At 65.4% G+C, this 22,643-nt stretch carries 15 protein-coding genes, 1 tRNA gene and 1 pseudogene; 7 read left to right on the top strand and 10 right to left on the bottom strand.

The features are described from left to right. Nucleotides 1-89: 89 nt before the first annotated feature. The 9 genes from xrtA to VHC04_RS11885 all read right to left on the bottom strand — a co-directional run bounded on the left by xrtA (nucleotide 90) and on the right by VHC04_RS11885 (nucleotide 11,093). On the bottom strand, nucleotides 90-1,646 hold the full coding sequence (xrtA, locus tag VHC04_RS11925) for an exosortase A (protein WP_325681400.1): 1,557 nt from the start codon (nucleotides 1,644-1,646) through the stop codon (nucleotides 90-92). 55 nt (nucleotides 1,647-1,701) lie between these two features. Beyond that, nucleotides 1,702-2,928 carry a TIGR03087 family PEP-CTERM/XrtA system glycosyltransferase gene (locus VHC04_RS11920; RefSeq protein ID WP_325681399.1) on the bottom strand — a complete coding sequence of 409 codons (1,227 nt, stop codon included), beginning with the start codon at nucleotides 2,926-2,928 and terminating at the stop codon, nucleotides 1,702-1,704. A gap of 5 nt (nucleotides 2,929-2,933) precedes the next feature. Then, entirely contained in the window at nucleotides 2,934-3,980 is a 1,047-nt protein-coding gene (locus VHC04_RS11915) for a FemAB family XrtA/PEP-CTERM system-associated protein (protein WP_325681397.1), read from the bottom strand. A gap of 10 nt (nucleotides 3,981-3,990) precedes the next feature. After that, entirely contained in the window at nucleotides 3,991-4,881 is an 891-nt protein-coding gene (locus VHC04_RS11910; RefSeq protein WP_325681395.1) for an XrtA system polysaccharide deacetylase, read from the bottom strand. Further along, a complete protein-coding gene (locus tag VHC04_RS11905; protein WP_325681393.1) occupies nucleotides 4,878-5,894 on the bottom strand; it encodes an XrtA/PEP-CTERM system-associated ATPase in 1,017 nt (338 codons plus the stop codon). Before VHC04_RS11905 ends, VHC04_RS11910 begins: the two co-directional genes overlap by 4 nt. Before the next feature lie 21 nt (nucleotides 5,895-5,915). Next, nucleotides 5,916-7,610 carry a hypothetical protein gene (locus VHC04_RS11900; protein WP_325681391.1) on the bottom strand — a complete coding sequence of 565 codons (1,695 nt, stop codon included), beginning with the start codon at nucleotides 7,608-7,610 and terminating at the stop codon, nucleotides 5,916-5,918. 106 nt (nucleotides 7,611-7,716) lie between these two features. Then, nucleotides 7,717-8,832: a hypothetical protein gene (locus VHC04_RS11895; protein ID WP_325681389.1), complete on the bottom strand. Its 1,116-nt coding sequence runs from the start codon at nucleotides 8,830-8,832 to the stop codon at nucleotides 7,717-7,719. Nucleotides 8,833-8,956: 124 nt separating this feature from the next. Beyond that, the gene (locus VHC04_RS11890; protein ID WP_325681387.1) at nucleotides 8,957-10,489 is read right to left on the bottom strand and encodes an XrtA system polysaccharide chain length determinant; all 1,533 of its coding nucleotides are present in this window, start codon (nucleotides 10,487-10,489) and stop codon (nucleotides 8,957-8,959) included. Nucleotides 10,490-10,502: 13 nt separating this feature from the next. Further along, entirely contained in the window at nucleotides 10,503-11,093 is a 591-nt protein-coding gene (locus tag VHC04_RS11885) for an XrtA/PEP-CTERM system exopolysaccharide export protein (RefSeq protein ID WP_325681385.1), read from the bottom strand. A 699-nt stretch (nucleotides 11,094-11,792) separates the two neighbouring features. Here VHC04_RS11885 and VHC04_RS11880 point away from each other — a divergent pair. The 7 genes from VHC04_RS11880 to VHC04_RS11850 all read left to right on the top strand — a co-directional run bounded on the left by VHC04_RS11880 (nucleotide 11,793) and on the right by VHC04_RS11850 (nucleotide 21,244). After that, nucleotides 11,793-13,115, top strand: a complete 1,323-nt coding sequence (locus VHC04_RS11880; RefSeq protein WP_325681383.1) for an exopolysaccharide biosynthesis polyprenyl glycosylphosphotransferase — start codon at nucleotides 11,793-11,795, stop codon at nucleotides 13,113-13,115. 162 nt (nucleotides 13,116-13,277) lie between these two features. Next, nucleotides 13,278-15,329 carry an XrtA/PEP-CTERM system histidine kinase PrsK gene (gene prsK, locus VHC04_RS11875; RefSeq protein ID WP_325681381.1) on the top strand — a complete coding sequence of 684 codons (2,052 nt, stop codon included), beginning with the start codon at nucleotides 13,278-13,280 and terminating at the stop codon, nucleotides 15,327-15,329. Further along, the gene (gene prsR / locus VHC04_RS11870) at nucleotides 15,326-16,741 is read left to right on the top strand and encodes a PEP-CTERM-box response regulator transcription factor (protein WP_325681379.1); all 1,416 of its coding nucleotides are present in this window, start codon (nucleotides 15,326-15,328) and stop codon (nucleotides 16,739-16,741) included. Before prsK ends, prsR begins: the two co-directional genes overlap by 4 nt. A 13-nt stretch (nucleotides 16,742-16,754) precedes the next feature. Further along, nucleotides 16,755-19,532, top strand: a complete 2,778-nt coding sequence (gene prsT / locus VHC04_RS11865) for an XrtA/PEP-CTERM system TPR-repeat protein PrsT (RefSeq protein WP_325681377.1) — start codon at nucleotides 16,755-16,757, stop codon at nucleotides 19,530-19,532. A 105-nt stretch (nucleotides 19,533-19,637) separates the two neighbouring features. Further along, the gene (locus VHC04_RS11860) at nucleotides 19,638-20,759 is read left to right on the top strand and encodes a glycosyltransferase (RefSeq protein ID WP_325681375.1); all 1,122 of its coding nucleotides are present in this window, start codon (nucleotides 19,638-19,640) and stop codon (nucleotides 20,757-20,759) included. A 71-nt stretch (nucleotides 20,760-20,830) separates the two neighbouring features. Next, nucleotides 20,831-20,920 (top strand) — tRNA-Ser (locus VHC04_RS11855). A 63-nt stretch (nucleotides 20,921-20,983) separates the two neighbouring features. Further along, nucleotides 20,984-21,244, top strand: a complete 261-nt coding sequence (locus VHC04_RS11850; protein WP_325681373.1) for a hypothetical protein — start codon at nucleotides 20,984-20,986, stop codon at nucleotides 21,242-21,244. Between the two features lie 204 nt (nucleotides 21,245-21,448). Here the strand turns inward: VHC04_RS11850 and VHC04_RS23050 are convergent. Then, nucleotides 21,449-22,522 (bottom strand): annotated as a pseudogene (locus VHC04_RS23050) (recombinase family protein); the annotation flags it as partial. Nucleotides 22,523-22,643: the final 121 nt, after the last annotated feature.

Here is a 22,643-nt window from a genome sequence, read left to right as displayed (position 1 = left end):
ACGGAATATTCCTCTCTGGGGAGCCCATATGCGCGCCCCTCGGGTCGAACTGTGCCGGCCCCCGTAACGCCTGTCGATCCGCTTTGGGCTCAGCGCAGCAACGAGGCCTGCCCCACCTCGTGATCCAGTCCCGGCTGGGACCGCAGGAACGCCCGTAACTGGTCCACCGTCCGCTGCAACTCCGACCGGGTCAGCGTATCCCAGGACACGGCGGGCGTGACAGTCATCACCATCGGCGCGTAACGCCCACCGGTCATGCTTTCGATCGCCATGCGGGCCCTGGTCGCCAGGCCGGGGCGGACGGATGCGGCGTCCACCCACACCGCCACAGCCAGGGCATAGGGCGGATCGTCGGCCTGCATGATCCGCCAGGCGGACAAATGGCCATCGACTGGCGGTAGCCAGGATTCGCTCAGATTCTCCACCAGCACCGGACGGATCATCTGCCGCCGCACCGACATCAGTGCCGCCGCGGTGGAACGGGGCGACAGGGCACGCCACCGCATGTCGAACGCGAGGCCGTCGCAGACGACGCGCTGGCCACCCGTGCCGGTGGGCACCCCGCCCGGAATGGGTGCGGTGCCGCAGCCGGATGCCACCGCGATCGACGCCGGCACCGGCGCCTCCCGCGTCGCCGCCATCGACAAGCCAGCCGTCAGCACCGGCCCGATCGCCGCCAGCACCGCCACCAGCACCGCCGCCAGCACGCCCCTGGGATAGGCCCGCCTCGATGACCGGCTGTCCTCGGCGGCGGTGCGCAGCGGCTCGGACGGCAACGGCACGGACCTCGGCTGCAGGTCCTGGCGGAACGGCAGTCCGACCGCGATCAGCAGCAGGATCACGATGGAGAAGAAGATCCAGCCATACAGCACGTGGTCGGTCGCCGCGGCCTGCGCGCTGCCCAGCACATGGCCCAGCACCACGATGCCCAGCGCTCGAAAACCATTGGCAATGATCGGAATGATGATCGAAGCCGCGATGAACACCACGCGCCGCAGCGTGCCGCGATACATCAGCAGCGCGTAGAGGCAGCCAAAGGCAATCGAGGCGATCAGGAAACGCAGCCCGGCGCATGCCTCCGCGACGAAGAAGGTGCCCTCCGGAATTTCGATAATGTAACCATCAATATAAGCGGGAATGCCAATGATCGCCAGTCCGTGACGGACAAACCACGTGGTCAGATCCTGCAGGCGTGGCGTGAGAAACTCGCCGAATGGTACCAGAAAGTAAAGATACAGCAGCGGACCGAACGAAGCCCAGTACAGCCGCCGCCCCAGCACCGCCAGAAGCAGGACCTGAACGAAGGTGATGACCGCGAGCTGCCGCCCCTCCATGATGCCCAGCCTCTCGGCGATCAGCCAGAACACGCCGACCGGAATGGCCAGTAGCACGGCGGCCGGCATCGGCTCCGCCCGCAGCGCCGCCAGCTCCTCCTTCCGGTCCCACAACAGATAGATGGCGATCGGGATCACCAGAAAACAGTGATTATAGGCGGTGGAATCGATCCAGGTCTGGACCGCGGCGGCCACTTCCTGCTGGAACACCACACCCAGCAGCAGGAGGCCGAGCCCGATCGGCGCGACGAGCGGCCGCCACGCGGGATCGGTGCGGGGCGCGGCGGTATCGGCCAGGACCGGAGCGTTCATCGGGTGCGGACCTCCTCACGTTTCCGGATAGTCGTGCCTGGCGCAATGTGCGGCATCACACCGCGCTGGCCAGTTCCGTGGCCTGACGGGGACGGAGCATATCATCGAAGCCATGCAGGGTGGCATTCCAGTCATAGCGTTCCAGGATGCGAGACCTGGCGGCCGCGCCGATGCCGTCACGGTCGCCGTCCCGGGCAAGCGCGATGCAGGCGGCGGCAAAATCCTCGGTGCTGTCGGCCAGGACGACGTGCCGCCCCGGCGTGGCGATGATGCCTTCGAGCGCGCCGGCGGTGACCACGACCGGGCGCGCCAACGCCATCGCCTCCAGCACCTTGTTCTGGATGCCGCGGGCAATCAGCATCGGCGCGACGGCGGCGGTGGCATGGGCGACATAGGGACGCACATCCGGAACCCGGCCGGTAACCGAGATCGCGGGATCCTCGGCCAGGCGCCACACCTCGGGGCTGGGCGCGTTGCCGACGACGTGAAACCTGGCGGCGGGCTCATGCCGGCGGATCAGCGGCAGGATGTCCCGGGCGAACCACGTCACGGCGTCGACATTCGGCTTGTAGTCCATCGTGCCGGTGAACACGTAGTTCGGTACCGAAACGTCATAGACCGGATCGAAATCCTGTGCGGGATCAAAATAACGATGATCGACCCCGCTGCTGACGCCGCGAATCCGCGCCACGCAGTCCGGATGGAGGCGTTTGAACAGGTCCGCCTCGGCGTCGGACACGAAGCTGGACAGATCGCATTCTGTAACGATGCGGCGCTCCAGCGCCGCTACCTTGCGCCACTCGCGGCGATAGACAAAGCGCATCGGCCTCGCCGTGGTTTCGGCATAGGCACGCCATTTCTCGGAATCCACGTCCGCCAGATCGACGAGGCGCAGGCCGGTGCGCGGCAGGTCCAGAATATAGGGCGCCATGTTGCCGGAATTGACGAAGATGACCTCGGGCCGGACCGTTTCGACCACGTTGCGGACCCAGCGTGTCAGCCCGGCGTCGCGAAAGAAGGTGACGCTGAGGGACTCGCCGGTCAGCAGGCCGGTCAGGCAGGTGATCCTGGCCCTGCGGCGATTCATGTGCGCGACATGGATGTCCCGCGCCATCGCCTGGATGGGGGGGATGTGCTGCTCATCCGACGGATCGTCGATCAGGCAGCCGACATACACATCATAGCGCTGCGCCAGGTATTTCAGGATCTGCAGCGGCCGGATCTTCTCACCCTTGATCGGCGGATATGGCAGGCGCTGCGTCAGATACAGCAGGTTCGCCATGTGCCCTACCCCAGACCGCGGACGATGAACGGACCGACGGCGTTGGCCACCGGCAGGGGCAGCTTCTTCCAACCCTTGATGAACAGGCGATATTTCGGATTGGCCGGGTTGTGATCGGGAATGCCCTGCCCCGGCGCCAGCTTGAACCGGTAATGCAGCCTGGCGTCCGGAAAGCCCCAGTTGTGCTTGAAGGCAAAGGCGCCGGTATCGATCTTGCTGCGACCGAAATCGAACACCCGATAGCCGCGATCGGCGGCACGCCGCATCACCTCCCAGTACATGAAATCATTGGCGGCGCAGGCCCGAGCTTCGGATGTGCCGCCGCCATAATAGGGTAGCACCTCGTCGCGGAAATAGAAGTTCATCACCGAGGCGACCGGCCGATCCTTGTTCAGGATCGTGACGATATCGGCATCCTCGCCGAACACAGCCATCAGCGTATCGAACCACCGGCGGGAAAAGACCGGGGTACCCAGGTTGCGCACGCTTTCGGCATAGACCGGATACAACGCGCCGGCATCGGTGCCCACCACCGAGGTCAATCCCAGGGAAATCGCCTTGCGCACCATCGCCCGTTGCTTGCGGGGAATGGCCTTCATGTTCTTCTCATTGTCGGCGTCGATCGGTTTCCGGAACGTGACGTACAGGTCCGGCCGTTCGATCCAGCCCCGGCCGCGCGCCGCTTCCGTCACCGGTTCGCGATCGCGCAGTTCCACCGCGCTGACGCCCAGGCTTTCGCGCAATGCCTCGGCCTCGGCGACCAAAGCCGCGGCGCTGTCGTCATCGACGGCCGCCACGCCCCCATAGACGCAGAACGCGTTGGAAATCAGCGTATCGCCGAATAACCGCGTCCGCACGCGGATCAGCGGCAGGACACCCGTGACGGCGCCGTCACGTTCAGCGAAGATGTAATGCGGGGTATGGCCGAACGCCCGCTGGACCGCGTCGGCCCAGCCGGTGCGGTGAAAGAAGGTCGCCGCCGGCGTCGCCTCCACGAAGCGGTCCCAGGCCGCGCGCGAACCGTCTTCCAGCCGGCGAATGGTGACGGACATGACCGACCCCTCAGACCGTCGTGGCCAGGATTACGTCGGCAGGCGCGGCGGCGCGTGGGGGATCGGCCAGCACGGCGGCATAGACGCGATCCATCCGGTCCCAGGTGAAGTCGCGCAGCAGGGCGCGCAGCCCGCCTTCCATCCGCGACAAGTTAGTGTAATGCCGCAATCGGGACTTCAACCCGACATCGGGAATGCGCGGCTGATCAGCGTCGATCTCCCACGGATGGAAGTAGAAGATCCCGGGCATGCCCTGGCGGTTCACCCGGCCCAGGCCAGCGCGGTAGATCGCATCCGGCAGCAGCCGGAAATAGCCACCGCCGGAGCAGGGCCAGTTACGGCCCAGCAGGCGGACCGTGGTCATGGGGATTTCGATCACGCCGTCCGGCTGTGGAAAGAATGGCTCCCGCGAGGCGTCCGGCATGCCATACAGGTCATGGCGGATCGGGTTGATGGACGAGCTGTAGCGGTACCCCTCCTCAGCCAGGATCGGATAGGCCCACATCGTCTGCGCGTTGATCGAGAAGGTCGCGGCACGGTAGCCGGCGATCCCGGTGCCGCCCAGATCCTCCAGCACGGCCTTGGCGCGCCGGATATCGGCGCGGAACGCATCCGGCGTCTGGGTGAAGACGCGCGTATGGTCCCAGCCATGGCTGGCGAGTTCATGACCCTCGGCCACGATGCGGCGGATCAACGCAGGGAACCGCTCCGCCACCCACCCGAGGGTGAAGAAGGTCGCCTTCGTGCCGGCCTGGGCGAAAGCGTCCAGAATCCGCTGCGTGCTGTGCTCCACCCGCAAGGGGAACCCGTCCCAGTCCGCTCGGCTGACACGGTGCGCAAAGGCCTGGACCTGGAAATAATCTTCCACATCCACGGTCATGGCGTTGCGGATCGCTGTCATGAGCGCCCTGTCGCGTTCGCTTCCAGCAGGTCCAGCACACGGCGGAACGCCTGGTCCTGGCGGAAGGCGTGGCGTTCCAGCGTCTCCACCCGCCGGGTCAACTCATCCAGCGAATCGTCCCCCCGGCTGCGGTCATTCGGGTGATAGCCATTTGCCACGTTGGCTCCAGCGTGCGGGCGCCCCGGCGTCAGCTCGGCGCCCAGATCGCGGTTCAGCTCCTCGGCGGTCGTGTCGACCATGGCGGCGGTGATCGTGTGGCTCTCCTCCAGCGCACCCAGCAACAGCACGCGGGAGCACAGCGTGTTGATCCGCCGCGGAATGCCGCCGCTGTGCTGGTGGATGGCGACGAAGGCTGACTCCTCGAACGCCGGGTCGCCCTGCCAGTCGACCGTGCGCATCCGATGCTCGATGTAATGCCGCGTCTCGGCTTCCGTCAGCGGACCGAGGTGGAACGAGGCCAGGACGCGCTGGCGAAGCTGGTCGAGGTCCGGGCTGGCCATGATCGGCCGGAACTGCGGCTGGCCCAGCAGGATGGTCTGCAAGCTGGCCTTGCCGTCTACCGTCAGGTTCGACAGCATCCGCAATTCCTCCAACGCCGGCACCGACAGGTTCTGCACCTCATCGATCACCAGCAGGCAGCGGCGGCCCTGCTTGCGCTGGTCGCGCACCATATGCTCGAACCGGCGCAGCAGCGTCGACTTATCGGTACCGGGAGTATCGCCCAGGCCGAAATTCGCCATCACCAGCCGCAGCAGGTCATCGCCCGAAACCTGGGTCGTCACCACACGTGCAATGACATATGTCTTGCGGTCGAGCTGCGCCCATAGCTGCTCGACCAGCGTGGTCTTGCCGGACCCGACTTCCCCGGTGATGACGATGAAGCCTTCCTGCTGCGACAGCCCGTAGACGAGATGGGAGATCGCCCTGCTATGCCCGCTGGACCCGTAGAAGAACCGGGTATCGGGTGTCAGCAGGAACGGCAGGCCGGAGAGGTGGTAGAAATTTGCGAACACGATGCCTTTGCACGACTGCCATCAGAATGTCTTCGAGATGCCCAGCACCAGCAGGTTCTGGTACACGCTGTAGGTACTCACATCGGAAATTCGGTCGAAGAAGGAATAGCGCAAAGTCGCGCCCAGTGTGGGAGAAATCTGATATTGCAACGCAGCGCTGCCGATGAACGCATGGCTGTTGCCAGGGTTGAACGATGTCAACGTATTTGACACGTTCGACGTGTTGAAGGCGCCCGCGATCGTCATGATCAGATCCTCCTGCAGCTGGTGGATCCATTGCAGGGTGAACGACGTCGCATAGCTTGGTGGCGCGGCGCCGACCCCTTGTTGCGTCGATTTGCTCCAGGACACGCTGGCCGAGATGATGTCGCGGTTCAGCGTCGTCTGGGCGCCGATATTGAATGTGTCGAAGCGATAGACGCCTGGCTGCGGACCGAACAGGTTGTTGGCGACGAACAGCTGCCCCCCGTTCGCCGCGTTCGTCATGTTCGGACCGGACGCCAGATTGAGTTGACTTTGCAGGTACTGCAACTGTGTGCCCAGCTGACTGGTATAGGACGCGTTCACCGAGGTCCGCGCGGTGACATTGTAGTACCCGACCACATTGGCCGAATAATAGCCGTTCATATAGCCGTAGCTCGCGGTCAGTGACGTGTCCGGCCCCGGCGTCAGTGTGGTGCCGATGCTCCAGGTCGGACCGTTGATCGACTTGTAGAGGCTGTTGCCGTAATCGATGTATTCCCAGCCGCCGGTCGCGAACACCTGGATCGTCGGGTTGACCTGGTACGAAACCCGATTGGTGACATAGTAGTTCTTGTTGTTGTAGCTGCCGGTTCCGATGCCGATCTGCGGCTGGCCTGTCACCGTTTCGTAAAACGTATCGCCGGTGATCGTGCGTGCCTGCGTCAGATCGACGTCGAACCCGTACTGCAGCCGGCTGAGCGCGTCCCCGGTGTCGTAATGGAAATACTCCTCATTCGACACATAGGTCAGCTGGTTTGCCCCACCCGTCGGAAACGGCGAGGCCACGAAGCCGGTCAGCGCGTCGGAGTGGCTGAGTCCGAACGAGTAACCCAGCTTGACCGTGCCCCAATCGCCCAGCCGGCGCAGCAGGTAGGGTGAGATCGTCAGGCTGCTGTTCTGGATCTGGCTGTTCTTGTTGAGGCCCATGGTGTTGCCGACACCATTGATATTGGCGGCCGAAGTCTGTGCGACCGCGGTCGAGCCGACACCCCCCAACCCACCCAGCCCGCCGTACACGCTGTTGACGCCCGAAACCGCCCTGACATCCAGATACAGCAGGTCGTCCGCCAGGGTGGCCAGTGCCGTGCCGGTGTATTGCTGGGTCAGTGCGTTCAGCGAGGAGGCGTTGGCGTAGATGGATAGCGTCGGCTGAAAGGTGAAATAGGTCTGCAGGTGGGACATATCGCCCGCGAGCGTGAAGCCCGGCGCGAAATTGGTGACGAAGTCCCACTGCCGCGGTGCATTCACCTGATACACGTTGTCGGTCAGCATAAACTGCGCGTCGATCCGTGGCTGGAAGGCCCAACCGCCGGCCGGCGCCACCAGGGGTCCGTTGATCAACTGCAATTGGTGCGCCAGATCCTGTGCGTCCGGCGCCGCCAGTTCGGTGCCGCCGGGCACCGGCCCGACACCCTGGTTGGTCGGATCGACAAAGGGAAATGCCTTTGCCTCGGTTAGCGGAAGGGCCAGCATGCTGGCCCCAAGCGCTAGCGAGCGCACCGTTCTGGCGCTGTTTTTTTGTCCCACCGCGATCCTCGGCCTTGCTTGTGGTCTGGCGCCCATCCCCCCGATGCCGCGCCTAGGACGAATAGTAGGACGAATAGGCCCCGAAGGTGTAGCGGGACGAAATCTGCTGTTTGTTCAGAACCAGGGTGATGGTGGGGCAGGCCTGGATCAGGTCCAGCGATGCCTCGATCTCATCACGCTGGGTGCGGTCGGCCTCCACCACGAACAGAATCTGGCCAACCACCTGCGCCAGCAGCGCCGGGTCCGAGGTGGACAGGCAGGGCGGCGCGTCCAGAATCAACAGCCTGTCGGCATAGCGGCGCCCCAGGCTTTGGATCAGCCGGGTCATTTCCTTGGTGGAAAACAGTTCCGCGCTGCGCTCCCGCTCCCGCCCCACTGGCAGAATGGTCAGCTTCTCGATCGGCGAGCGGATGATCAGGCTGGCCGGGTCCAGCTTCGGGTTGGCGGCGAGGTCCAGCAGGCCGCGGGACTGCGCAAGGCCCAGACTGTAGCAGATCGAGTCGCGCTTCGAGTCCGCATCGACCAGCAACACCTGGTTGTCGCCCTGGCGGGCGATGCTGCCGGCCATGTTGACCGACATGAAGCTCTTGCCCTCACCCGGCCGGGCGCTGGTGACCATCAGGAGGTTGGAAAAGCCGGGTTCGGCGCCGGGGCCGAACGCGGCCCGCAGAATCTGCCGCTGCACCAGCCGGAACTCCTCGGAGATGCGGCTGCGCGTCCGTGACCAGTCGACCATCCCGGCACGCTCCAACGCCAGTGCGTCCACCTCGGCAATCGCCTGCAGCGCGCCGGACGGGTCCACCGTGCGGGTGACAGCGGGGGCGGCCACGGGGCTGACCGGTGCCGGTGTCACCGGTTCTGGCGCGGCTGGACCCAGCAGCGGCCCCTGCGGGTGATCGATCGGGCGATCCACTGGACGATCGGCCAGGTCCGCCACGCTGTCGCCGGCGTAAGCGACCGCTTCGACCGGTGTTTCCCCCCGCGGCGAGCCGGATGGAGCCGGCAGCGGGGCGAACAGGGACGATCGGGAGGCGGCCGGGGCGGCGTCCCTGCCCTTGGCTTGCAACAGTTGCGCGGCGGAATCGTCCAGCGAACCGGATTGCAGCAACTTTTCGGCGGCACGCTCAACCAGGTGGGGTGTCTTCAGTGAGCCCGTCGGGGTCGTCATCTGATCGAAATTCCTTGCCGTCGCGATGACGGTGCCGGCTGGCGCCCCACAAGGGCACCGCGCCACGGCCACACGCGACTATGTCCACACACGAAACCAAGCGGCTGGTCAGGGTTCCGCGACACTAGATGAATGCCGTGGTTCGTAGAATGTGAATCAGCAGTCCTCCATAAATACAGACCAGAACCGCCACGGCGGCCCCGAAGCGCGCCACCATCATCAGCCGGTTGCGCAGCGGGGCCAGTCCCAGGACGGAAATGCCGCCCAGCACCGGCAGCCCCAGCCCGCGCAGCTCATCTACCGTGGAGTAGGAGGTGTCGAACTGGCTGAGCAGGATGGTAACCCCGAGCCCGACCGCCAGGCCGCCGATCAGCACGGCGGTGACCAGCAGGATGCGGTTTGGCGCCACCGGAATACGCGGCACTTCCGGCGGATCGATGATCTGCAGCTTGACCTTGTCGGCCTGGGTGTCCGCCGCCTGGGCGATATTGGCCGCCTGCAGGCGGCTCAGCAGCTCCTCGTAGTTCTTGCGCAGCACCGAGTAGTCGCGGTCCATGCTTTCGTATTCGGCAAGCAGGCCAGGCTGCTCGCGCTGGATCTTCTCCAGCTTATCCCGGGTACGCACCGCCTCGTCGCGCTGCCGCTGCAGCGAGATCACCTGCGTGTCCGCATCGACCATCTTGACCTTCAGCTGGTCATAGACCTGGTTGGGTATCTGCCGCTGGCCATTGGCCAGGGTCTTGCCGCCATCCGCCGTCTTGCCGCCGCCGGTCTTCTTCAGCTGCTCGATCAGCCGGCGCTGGGCGATGACGTCCGGGTGGTTCTCGGTATCCTTCAGCAGCAGCAGGGCCAGCTGCTCCTCAGCCTCCTGCAGGCGGGTGCGCGGCGCCGGGCCGCCGCCGGGGGCCGCCATTCCGGCGTCGACGGTGATCAGCGGTGACGTATGCTCCAGCTCCTGCTTCAGCGCGTCGCGTGCCAGGATCGCGTCCTGCAGCTTCCCATCGGTCTGGGAGACCGCCGCCCGCGCCCCTTCCAGCGCAGGCATATTTCCGTCGCCCGGCAGAATATCGATATACCGGCTGCGGAAATCCGCTCGACGCCTCTCGGCCGCGCGCAGCTGCTGCTCATATGACTGCACCTGACGCTCCAGGAAGCGTTTGGCGTTTTCCATATCTACGCGCGACCCGCCGGTGGCACTTTCGACGAAGATGGTCAGCAGCGTCTGCACCACGTCGTAGGCCAGCTTCGGGCTCGTATCACGGTACGCGATAGTGAACAGGTTCTTGGTCTGCGGGGTCACCCGGATCTCGTTGCTGAGGCGCGTGATCATCCGCTCCCGGTCCGACGGCTTGCTCAACGTCAGATCCAGATCCGTCTTGGAGATCAGCTTCTCCATGTTCGGCCGGCTGAGCAGCGTGCGCTGCAGGATGTCCAGCTGCGAGGTGGCAGCGGTATCGGCCGCCAGGCCACGCAGCAACGGCGTGAGCACCGCATCCGCATCGACGAACAGACGTGCCGATGCCTCGTACTGGTTCGGGATCAGATAGACCCCGACCCAGCCGACACCGCACACCAGCCAGGCGACCATGACGCCGAGCCAACGCCGGCGCCATGCGGCGCGGAGATACTGGGATACAAGAAGACGTACCGAGTCCATGAACCGCCGGTCCTCAGAACCACGATTGCGGAATGATCAGCGTATCGCCGGGCGCCATCTCGATGTTCTGGTCGATATCGCCGTATTTCACCAGGTCCGACAGGCGGACATGGATGATCTTCTGGGTGCCGTCAGGCTCCGTCCGCACCACCACGGCGCGGTTGCCAGCGGCATATTTCGTCAGGCCCTTGGTGGCGATCATCACGTCCAGCAGGGTCATGTGATCGCGATAGGCGATGGCCATCGGATCCGTTGCTTCCCCGATCACCTTCACCTGACGGTCATACGGGCCGATGAAGCTGCGCACGATCACCGTAACGTTGGGCTCCTGCACGTACTTGCTCAATCGCTGCTCGATCTCCCGCGCCAGCTGGGTCGGCGTCTTGCCGGCGGCCTGGATATCCTCGATCAGCGGGGTGGAGATCTTGCCGTCCGGCCGCACCGCCACCCCACCCTCGCTCAGGTCCGGGTTGCGGTATACGAAGATCGACAGCTGATCCCCGGATCCGATGATGTAGTTGTCGGGGACCTTCGCCTCGGCCGGATCGATCCTGGGTGGCGGCGCGGTGCCGCCCAGCGGACGGTCGCAGGCCGCGACCGTCACCAGAAATGTCCCGAGAAGGCAGCGAAGGACCAAGCTGGCCAGACCTTTCGGCGCGTCTTTAACCATATCCGTCAAGCGAACCTCGAGAATTGCACTAACGTTCCACAGGCCTGGATCAACGCCCGATGCGGCAGGTTCCACGATAGTCCGTGCACGGTCCGCGACGTCGCCCCCGGTTATTTTGAGTCCCGGCCGGGCCGCTTCCGCGTCACGCTCCCCGGCGCACTGCTTTACACAGACCCTATTGGAGTGGCCCACGCGTTGCGGACCGGCTGTTCCGATATTGCTGCGGCCTATAACATCCTGCCTAAGCCAGTTCAACGAAGACATCAATTGTAATGCGGGAAAACCCGCCTGCCAGGCCAGACACCAGCTGGATACCACTTCTGATTGTATATTTCCATTCCTTGCGCCCCAAAGTGCCTGATACATATCGCAATATTACCTTCGGTACGCATCAAATTTGCGATACGCCTGCAAAAAGCGACAAAAATGCCCATTCAGGCAATCAGCGTCGCAATTTGATTGACCTGTCGTCCCGTTCCATGCTCTGAAAAGTTTCAGAGGCATTCATTTGGATGCAGCTATTCTCTCCGTCGGGATTTCGATATCGAGGCAGACACACCCTTCGGGGATGGCTGATTCGTTTCGATTTCCAGGAAAGAATTATTGTGGGGAACGCAGGAGGTTAACCTTCCAATGGGGCGGGCAATCTTGCACTACCTTCCCCGAGCCAAATCCGCACTGGTGCTGACCGAGTGTCTCCTGACATTTCTGCTTGTGTATCTGCTCCTGGCTCTTTCAGCCAAAGGACCGCAGGCCCCGGTCGCTCTATGCAATGCGCTCGCGGCAACTTTCTGTTTCGCCATCGGCGCTACGACCCTGGTGCCGCACGGCCATTCCGGGGAGCCGGTGCTGAGCTGCCGAAGCCTGCTGATCACCGCCCTTGCGGCGGGCCTGCTGGCGCTGCCGCTGGTCTCGGCGGTGTCCACGGTGCTGGGCGGCCCGCGCTATGACCTGGGCACCACCCTCGTGGTCTGGGCGATCTGGGTCGGCGTCCTGACCTCGTCGCGCACCGTTCTCGGCGTGCTCGCGCGGCACTCCGCCCCCGTCCGTCGCATCCTGCTGCTGGGCCAGCCCGAACAGCTGGCGGCGACCGGCAGCCGCCTGTCCCGCCTCGGTCGCGGCCGGTTCGAGGTGGTGATCGGCGACACCGATCAATTGTCCTTCGACCGACTGCGCGAGCAGGATATCACCACCGTCGTCGTCACCGGCGCCGCGCCCGTGGCCGCCTTGCCGACCCTGATCGACTGCAAGCTGCGCGGCATCGCCATCCTGAACGACCTCACCGCGCAGGAACGTCTGCTCGGCCGGCTCGAGCCTGGCTCCCTCCGCGCCGAGGATCTTGCCTTCGGCACCGGCTTCGCCGACTCCCGGCTGGGCCGTGTGGTGAAGCGGGGCTTCGACATCGCTTTCGCCCTGATCCTGCTGATCCTCGCCCTGCCGCTGATGGTCGTCACCGCCATCGCCATCAAGGCTGACACGCCAGGTCCGGTATTCTATCGCCAGCAGCGCGTCGGGCAGCACGGACGCCTGTTCACGCTGTGCAAATTCCGCTCGATGACCGTGGATGCCGAAGCAGCCGGCCCGAAATGGGCGCAGCAGGCGGATCCACGCGTCACCCGCGTCGGCCGGTTCATCCGCGCCTCCCGCATCGACGAGCTGCCGCAGCTGGTAAATGTCCTGCTCGGGCACATGAGCCTGGTCGGGCCGCGCCCGGAACGTCCGCACTTCGTGGAGCAGCTGACCGCGGCGATCCCGTTCTACCATGAGCGCAGCTATGTGAAGCCCGGCGTCACGGGATGGGCGCAGGTCAATTACCCCTATGGCGCGTCGGTCGAGGACGCGTGGGAAAAGCTGGCCTATGACCTCTATTATGTTAAAAACCGCGGTATCCTGCTGGACCTGTACATCCTGATCGACACCATCCGTGTCGTGCTGTTCCGCGAGGGTGCACGCTGATCGCGGCACTGATCGCCGAACGCGGCTGATGGCGCCGGGCTGATCCGGTCAGATGCTTCTCCGGACGTCTTGCCCAACCACTGGCGCGACGCCTACCTGGCGCGACGGCCACCCGAATTCTCTGGACCTGCTGCACCCTGGGGTGCGATTGCCGCTGGGACCATGACCTTATTTCCCCCCGCAATGGTGATGCTGCACGCCATTTGCGCGTTGGTATACGCGCTGGTCACCGTGCTGCTGCTGTTGCGCCCGCCGCTGGGCCGCACCGGGGCATGGATGGCGCTGGCTTGCCTGTGTACCGCGGTATGGGCGCTGACGCTCGCCGCTGCCTGGAATACCGAGCTGTTCCGCCTCGCCGGCTGGATGGAGATCGCCAAGGCCGCGGCTTGGTACGGCTTCGTCCTGCACCTCTATCGACGGACCATCCAGGCCGGTGAGCAACTGACCAGGGCCTTCACCACGATGGGCCTGCTGGCGCTGATCGTGGTGTGCGGCACGCCGCTGCTGGACCTGCTAGCCGGGAATTCCGCCGCCAGCCTGACTTCATTGGTGACCGCGCTGCATCTGGGGCTGGCGGTCGCGACGATCCTGCTGCTGGAGAACCTCTATCTCAACACCCCGCCGGACTCGCGCTGGCACGTGAACCTGCTGTGCATCGCCGTGGGCGGCATGGCGGTCTACGACATCATGCTCTACGCCGATGCCGTCCTGTTCCGCCAGCTGTCGCTGGATATGCTGGAGGCGCGCGCGCCGGTCACCATCATGGCGGCCCCGCTGCTGGTCATGGCCGCGGCGCGCAACCGGCGCTGGGCCATCGACATCCACGTGTCACGCGACGTCGCCTTCCACAGCTTCACGCTGGTCGCCAGCGGCATCTTCCTCGTTGCCGTCGCGATCATCGGCGAGGCGTTCCGCCGGGGCGGCAACGAATGGGGCCGGGTGCTGGAGATCTCGCTGATTTTCGCCGCCGTGCTGATTGTCGGCGTGCTGCTGACCTCGGGATCCGCACGCTCCCGCATGCGCTCGATCGTGCTCGATAATTTCTACAGCCACCGCTACGATTATCGAAAGGAGTGGATGCGCTGCATCGACACGCTGACGGCGCCCGAAGCGTTTGTCTCCCTGCCCCGGCGCGCCATCAAGGCGGCGGCCGAGGTGGTGGATAGCCCGGCCGGCGCGCTATTTGTACGGGCGCCGCAGAACGTGGCGTTCGAATGGGCGGGGAGCTGGAACATGCCTGCCGTGGTCGCGCCGGTGCCGCCCGGCCACGCGCTGGTCGCCGCATTCGGTGATGGCGATACGATCGTCCGGCTGGATACCGATGATGGCAAGGCGCTGACGGTCGCGGAACTGCCGCGGGCCTGGCTGGCGGTGCCGCTAAATCATGCGGGCGCGTTGATCGGTTTCATCATCCTGGCGCGGTCGCGTGCACACTTCAAACTAGACCGCGAAGCCTTCGATTTGCTACGAGTGGTTGGCCGCGAAATCGCCAGCCGTGTGGCGGAGCAACGTGCCACGCAAGTCCTGACGCAGACACAACAACTGCGGGATTACAGCCAGCGTTTTGCGTTTGTCATCCACGATATCAAGAACGTGTCCGGCCAGCTTTCCATGCTTCTGACCAATGCGGAGATTCATGCTGACAACCCGGAGTTCCAGCGCGACATGCTGGCGACGGTCAGGGCGTCCGTCGGCAAGATCTCACGCCTGCTGTCGCGCCTGCAGGTGGAACGGCAGGAACGCGACCATTCACTGATCACACCCGGCGCGCGCCTGCGGCAGGTGGTCGCGCTGCGTCGTGCCACCGCGCACTGCGAAGTTCGGCTGCTGGATGACAGCGACGGCGCCGGCGCCGCGATCGACCCGGACAGTTTTGATGCCGTTATCGACCACCTGCTCGACAACGCGGTCGAGGCCACGCGGCCCGGGACCGCGATCGACATCGGCATCCGGCGGGAGGGACTGACGCTGGTCATCGACATCGTCGATCAAGGCCCGGGGATGACGGCCGAATTCGTGCGCGATTCGCTGTTCAGGCCATTTCGCACCACCAAGGGCGGGCATGGGATCGGTGCCTACCAGTCCCGCGAATTGCTGCGGGGGGTCGGCGGCGACCTGCAGGTGATCAGCCGGCCCGGCCAGGGTACGACGATGCGGGTCATCATCCCCCTGGTGCAGCCAGGCGCCACCACGCAGGCGGCGGTCGAAGCATGAGCGGCAGCCGGACCAACAAGCCCAAGCTGCTGATCGTCGAGGACGATGAGGGGCTGACCTCGCAATACCGCTGGGCCTTCCCCGGCTATGACGTGCTGATCACGCATGCCCGGCCGCAGGCGGTCGCCGCCGTCAAGCGCGATGCGCCGCCGCTGGCGATCATGGATCTGGGGCTGCCGCCCGATCCGGATGGCGTCAGCGAGGGATTCGCGACGCTGGAGGAGATTCTGCGCCTGGCGCCGCGCACCAAGGTGATCGTGGTCACCGGCAACGGCGACCGGAAGCACGCGCTGCGCGCCATTGCGCTGGGTGCGTATGATTTCTGTGAAAAACCGATCGAGCTGGATACGTTGCGCACGATCGTCGAGCGCGGCATCCACCTGTTCCGCCTGGAGGAGGAGAACCGGCGCCTGAGCGCGATGCCCGCCAGTTCGCCGGTCACCAATATCATCACCGCCCATCCGGCCATGCTGAAGGTCTGCCGCGATATCGAGAAGGTGGCGAGCGCGAATGTCCCCGTCCTGCTGCTGGGCGAAAGCGGCACCGGCAAGGAGGCGCTGGCGCGCGCGGTGCACGATCTGGGTCCGCGCGCCAAGCACCCGTTCGTCGCGATCAACTGCGGCGCGATCCCCGAGAACCTGCTGGAAAGCGAATTGTTCGGCCATGAGCGCGGCGCGTTCACCGGCGCCGTGAAACAGACCATCGGCAAGATCGAGAGCGCCAACAAGGGCACGCTGTTCCTGGACGAAATCGGCGACCTGCCGTACCCGCTGCAGGTCAAGCTGCTGCGCTTCCTGCAGGACCAGATCGTCGAGCGGATCGGCGGCCGGCAGAAGATCCAGGTGGACGTGCGCATCGTCTCGGCCACCAACGCCGACCTGGACGAGAAGATCGAGCAGGGGCTGTTCCGCGGCGACCTGCTGTACCGCATGAACGCCCTGACGGTGCGCATCCCGCCGTTGCGGGAGCGTGGCAGCGATATCAGCCTGCTGGCCAGCTACTTCCTCAATCGCTTCAATCGCGAATTCAATCGGGGCATCCGCGGCTTCACCGAACGCGCCGTCGTCGCGATGAACGCGCATGACTGGCCCGGCAATGTGCGGGAGCTGGAGAACCGGGTGAAGCGTGCGGTGGTGATGGCCGAAAACCGCATGATCGACGCCGCCGATCTGGAATTGGAGGCCGAGGAGCCGGAGCTGCCGGACCTGGATCTGCGCACCGCGCGACTGCGGGCGGAGCGCGAGGTGATCCAGAACGCGCTGGCCCGCAGCAACAACACGATGGCCGTGGCGGCCCGCCTTCTGGGGGTCAGCCGGCCGACACTGTACGGGCTGATGGAGGCTCACGGCCTGCTCACCGACGCCTCTGGCGTGCCGGAGACCGGCACGGTATCGGATGACTCGACCCTGTAGGAACCGTTCAAGGGTGAACAAGAAGATGCGTTTCAGGTCACTCGGCTGGATCATGATGGGCGCGTGGCTGGCCGCGTGGCCCATTGCCGCCCACGCGGACTATCTGTCCAGCGCACGCGATTCGATGAAGAAGGGCGACCTGAAATCGGCCCAGATCGATTTGCGCAACGCCGTTCGTTCCGATCCGCAAAACGCTGAGGCGCATTACTGGCTGGCGCGCGTGTCGCTGGAGCTCGGCGATCCCGTGGCCGCGGAGCGCGAGGCCATGGCGGCGCGCGACCGCGGCTTCGATCCGCGCCAGGTGGTGCCGCTGCTGGCCCAGGCGATGCTGACGCAGGGCAAGTTCCAGCAAGTGCTGGACACGCTGAAGCCCGACGGCAAGGACCCGCAGCTGGATGCCGCGGTCCTCACCAGCCGGGGCTATGCGCTGATCGGCCTGCATCGCAACGATGACGCCCAGCGCGCCTTTGCCGAGGCCGAACAGGCGGCCCCGAACGCGGTCGAGCCGCTGCTGGCCGACGCCCGGTTCGCCGCGGCGCGCGGCGACCTGACCGCCGCGATGGCGAAGATCGACAGGGCGCTTGCCGCCCAGCCCAAATCGGCCGAGGCACTGCTGACCAAGGCGCAGTTCCTGCGCGCCAAAGGCGATACCGCCGGCGCGCTGGCACTGCTGGACGGGCTGGTGAAGGACCAGCCCAGTGTCATCCAGGCGCGGCTCGATCGAGCGGCGCTGGAGCTCGCCACCGGCAAGGCGGATGCCGCACAGGCGGATATCGAAGTCGTGCTGAAGGCTACGCCCGGCAACGTGCAGGCGCTGTACCTGCTGGCAGTGCTGCAGGCGCAGGGCAAGAACTTCAAGGCGGCCGATGCGACATTGGACCGCATCAGCGGCTATCTGGGCCGCATCCAGCGCGCCTATTACCTGCTGGCCCTGGTGAAGGAGCAGCTTGGCCAGACGGAGCAGGCCGAGGATGCGGCGCGGAAATACCTCGCCCGCTCCCCCAACGATCTTGCCGCCTACAAGGTGCTGGCTCGGCTGCAACTGGCCAAGCACCGTCCGGACCAGGTGATCGATACGCTGTCGAAAGTCGCCGAATCCGGCAAGGCCGATGTCGAGACCTACGACCTTCTGGGCCGCGCCTATGCCACCGCCGGCCGCGAGTCCGAGGCGCTGCAGATGTTCCAGAAGGCGCAGACAATGGCGCCGAACGATATTGGCCTGCAGACTCGCCTCGCCTCGGTGCGCATGGGCATGGGCGATCCGGTCGCTGCGATGGGCGATCTGGAGCACACGCTTTCGCTGGCGCCCAAGTTGCCGGCGGTCAGCGAGGCCCTGTTCTTTGCCGCTCTCGCGACGGGTGACGCGGCCAAGGTCCAGGACGCGCTGGACAAGATCCGCAAGGCCGAGGGCGATACCGACGTGGTCGCCAACCTGGACGGCCTGTTCAAGCTGTCACAGCTGGATTACGCGAGCGCCCACAAGATCTTTTCCGATATCCTGCAGAAGTCGCCCGACTTCATCCCGGCCAAGGTCAACCTGGCGCGGACCGACCTGATGATGGGCGACCAGGCCACGGCCGAAAAGATCCTGAACGACATCCTGGACAAGCAGCCAACGGCGGAGCCCGCGCTGGGAATCATGACAGGCGTGTACCACCAGACCGGCCGGCCGAAAGAAGCCATCACCCTGCTGGAGAAAGCACACGCCTCCGATCCCACCAATCTGCGCGTCACCGCCGCCTTGGCGGATGCGTATCTGCGCGCCAACGATCCGCAGAAGGCACTCGACCTGGCCAATGCCGAGAAGCCGCCGCAGTCGGACTCGGTGGAGGTGCGCAGCATGAAGGCGGCCGCCCTGCTGGGCCTGGGCCAGAAAAAGGCGGCGCGCGAAGCCTATGAGCAGATCCTGAAGCAGGATCCGAATATTGTCGGCGCGCGGCGGCAGCTGGTCGCGCTGATGCTGGAAGCCGGCGACTTCGACAGCGCCCGCAACGTGATCAACGCGGGGATCGCGGCGAACCCGCGCAACTACCAGCTCTACCAGGATCTGGTGATGATCGACCTGAAGGCGACCGGTGTGGACGCGGCGCTGGCGACGGCGGATCGTCTGGTCGCCCAGGATCAGCAGTTCAAGGACCTGCGCAGCTTGAAGGGCGATATCTACATGGCCGCCAATCGCCCGGTCGACGCCATTCAGGCCTATCAGGACGCGCTGAAGGCGGCACCGAGCCCGGCGATGGCGCAGCGTCTGGCGGTTGCGATGCTGCGGGCCGGCAAGACCGCGGACGTTACGAAGTTCCTGCAGGACTGGATCGGCAGCCACCCGGACGACACGCTGGCCAAGCAGCAGCTGTCCGAAATCTATATCGCCTCGCAACAATACCCAGACGCGGCAAAGCTGCTGGAGCAGTTGCTGGCGCAGAAGGCCTATGACGCGGTCGCGCTGAACAACCTCGCCTGGGTCTATCAGCAGCTGGGTCAGGACGCGAAAGCCCAGACGATGGCGCACAAGGCCTATGTTCTGGCGCCCAGTCCGCAAACGGCGGATACCTTGGGCTGGATCCTGGCCACCGGCGGCAAATCCGGAGAGGCGTTGCCGCTGCTGCGGCAGGCGGCGATCGAAAGCCCCGGCGATCCGCGCATCGTTTACCACTATGGCGTTGCCCTGAAGGACACCGGCAACAGGGACGAGGCCAAAAAACAGCTGGAAACGGTCACCAACGCCAAGGGTGACTTCAAGGAGAAGCAAGAGGCGCAGAAGCTTCTGGACGCCATCGCCAAAGGTTCCTGATCCATCGACCGGACCAAACGGGCGGCGGCGGACCTCAAGCCGGTCCGCCTGCTGACCTTTTCCACTCTGTTTCCCAACGCGGCTCGGCCGAACCACGGCATTTTCGTGGAGAACCGGCTGCGCCATCTGCTGGCCAGCGGCGGCGCCTCCAGCCTGGTGGTGGCGCCCGTCCCCTGGTTTCCCAGCCGGCATGACCGCTTCGGCGACTGGGCGGTGCATGCGCGCGTGCCGGCCGCCGAGAGCCGGCACGGCATCGACATCCTGCACCCGCGCTATCCGGTGATCCCAAAGGTCGGCATGTCGGCTGCGCCTTGGCTGCTGTATCGCGCGGTGCTGCCGGTGGTGCGGCGCCTGCTGGCGGAGGGGCACCGGTTCGATGCGATCGACGCCCATTATGTCTATCCCGACGGCGTTGCCGCCGCCTGGATCGGTGCCAAGGTCGGCCTGCCGGTGGTCATCACGGCGCGCGGCACCGACGTCAACCTGATTCCCCGCTACCCCCTGCCCCGCCGCCTGATCCGGGACGCGATCCGCAGAGCCTCGGCGCTGATCGCGGTCAGCGGCTCGTTGAAGCAGGTGCTGGTGGAGCTGGGCGCGCCGGACGATAAGGTGACGGTGCTACGCAATGGCGTTGAGACCCAGCTGTTCCGGCCGCCGGTGGACCGCGCCGCCGCGCGCGCCACTCTGGGCCTGACCGGACCGACCCTGATTTCGGTCGGCGGCTTGATCGAGCGCAAGGGCCACCACCGCACCATCGAGGCAATGACCCGGCTGCCGGACTTCACCCTGCTGATCGCCGGCGAGGGACCGGAACGACCCCGGCTGGAAGCGCTGATCACGACACATGGGCTGCGGGAACGGGTGCGCCTGCTGGGGTCGCGGCCGCATCGGGAGCTGCCGGCGCTGTATGGCGCGGCAGATGCGTCGGTGCTGGCCTCGTCGCGCGAAGGCTGGGCGAACGTGCTGCTGGAGTCGATGGCCTGCGGCACGCCGGTGGTCGCCGCGCATATCTGGGGCAATCCGGAGGTCGTGCGGGAGCCGGCGGCCGGGGTGATCTATGAGCCGAACACGCCGGAGGGCATCGCCGAGGGCGTGCGCCGGCTGTTCGCCGCCCTGCCCGCCCGCGCGGCCACGCGTATGTATGCGGAGCCATTCAGCTGGGACGACACGACGGCCGGGCAGCTGTCACTGTTCCGGCGGATCATCGACTCACCGGCTGGAGCGTGACGCGGTGCGGGCGCCACGAGATTGCGGGGTTCCATGGATGGCGCAGTGCTGCTATTGGACGTGTCCGCCGCGGAGAGATGGCCGAGCGGCTTAAGGCGCACGCTTGGAAAGCGTGTGTACGTGCAAGCGTACCGAGGGTTCGAATCCCTCTCTCTCCGCCATTTCAGAACAGAACTGCGAACGCCGGAAGCAGCCGGCTTTACGCCGGCCGCGGCGGTCAGCGTATGAAGCAGATTGCTTTTCGAGCCGATGATGCGGACCTCGCGGTCGGCGACCTCGACCCGCTGGGCGAGCGCCCGGAGGTGGTCGCGACGGTAGCCGCCGCCGTCGATCCTGATCCGCTCGCGTGCCGTCCTGGCGAACTTCTGGACCATCTGTGGCGTGATCGCCTGCTGACCCGACGACTCCAGCATCGCGGCAGCACGCGCGGCGTCGGCTTGCGCCTGGTCGCGGATCGCCTTCAGGCTCACGACGCGCTCTCTTAGCGCCGGGTCGTCAAGATCGGCGACGCCGGCCTCGATGGCGTCATAGAGCCGCTTGAGCCGCAGGTCTGTTTCGGCTGCGCGCTTGTTCAGTTCGGCAATGTGTTCGCGGCGGCGCTCGGCGCGTTCCTGCCGGCGGTCGAGGACTGACGCCAGCACCTCCTCGAGCCGCTCCGGCTGGAGCAAGCGATCGGCGATGTGCTCGGCAACAAGGTTGTCCAGCCTCTCCATCGGGATCGACCGGCCCTTGCAGCCGGTCTCGCCCTGCCGCGCCTTGATCGAGCAAGTGTAGTAGCGATATCGCCCTCCCTTCCCGGTCCTGAGTGTCATCGCGCCGCCGCAATCGGCGCAGAAGCAAATGCCGGTAAGGAGGGTGGGGCCGCTCACCACGCGCGCCGGCGTGACCTTCGGATTGCGCGCGTGCAGATGCGCTTGCGCCGCATCGAACGTTATCTGATCGATCAGTGGCGGCACTTCGACGGTGACGATCTCACTGACGGGCTTAAGCGTCTTGTTCTTGGCGCGCTTGTTAAACTCGTGGCGGCCGATATAGGTCGTCCGCGTCAGGATGCGGTGAACCTGGCCGATGCCCCAGTGCCCGCCGTCGCGGGTGAAGATGCGGTGCTGGTTCAGATACGCCGCGATGTTCTTGACATCCATCGGGCCGCTCGTGCCGTCGCCTTCCAAAGCGAGCCGATAGATCAGCCGGATGGTGTCGGCGTGCAACGGATCGATTTCGAGCTTCTTCTTGACCTTCGCGCCCCGCTGCTCGGCCGCGACGACGCGGTAACCGATCGGTGGCAGTGAGCCATTCCAGAAGCCCTGCCGCGCGTTCTCCTTCAACGCGCGCAAGACGTGCTTGGCGTTCTCCTTCGACTGGTACTCGTCGAACAGCGCCATGATCTGCCGCATCATGACGTGCATCGGATCGTCGCCCATCTCTTGCGTGATCGATACGAGCCTAACGCCATTCTTCGCCAGCTTCCGGACGTAGAACTCCAGCTCGAAGTGGTCGCGGAAGAAGCGGCTGAAGGAGTGGACGATCACCACGTCGAACAGCGGCGGCTTGGCCGTGCCGGCCTCCATCATTCGCTGGAACTCGGGGCGCCTGTCGTTGGTGGCCGTTGCGCCGGGCTCAACGTAAGTCTCGACGAGCTGATAGCCGCGCGCCTGGCAGTAGGCCTCGCCCTGGCGGCGCTGGTCGGGGATAGAGACATCGTGCTCGGCCTGACGCGCCGTCGAGACGCGCAGATAAAGGGCGGCGCGCAGCGGCACGATCATGGCAGGTGTCTCCTCGTCAGATCATCGGCACGGTCCGAAGAACTCGTCGAATAGATCGCCGAACCATGCCTCGAATACGTCCACCTCGGCGTCTGTGACGGGGGTACGCTCGGGCCAGTCG

The sequence above is a fragment of the Rhodopila sp. genome (assembly GCF_035548095.1).
In the GTDB taxonomy this organism is placed as follows: Bacteria; Pseudomonadota; Alphaproteobacteria; order Acetobacterales; family Acetobacteraceae; genus Rhodopila.
Note: the sequence above shows the minus strand (reverse complement) of the source record. Positions and strands in the feature narration are given on the sequence as shown.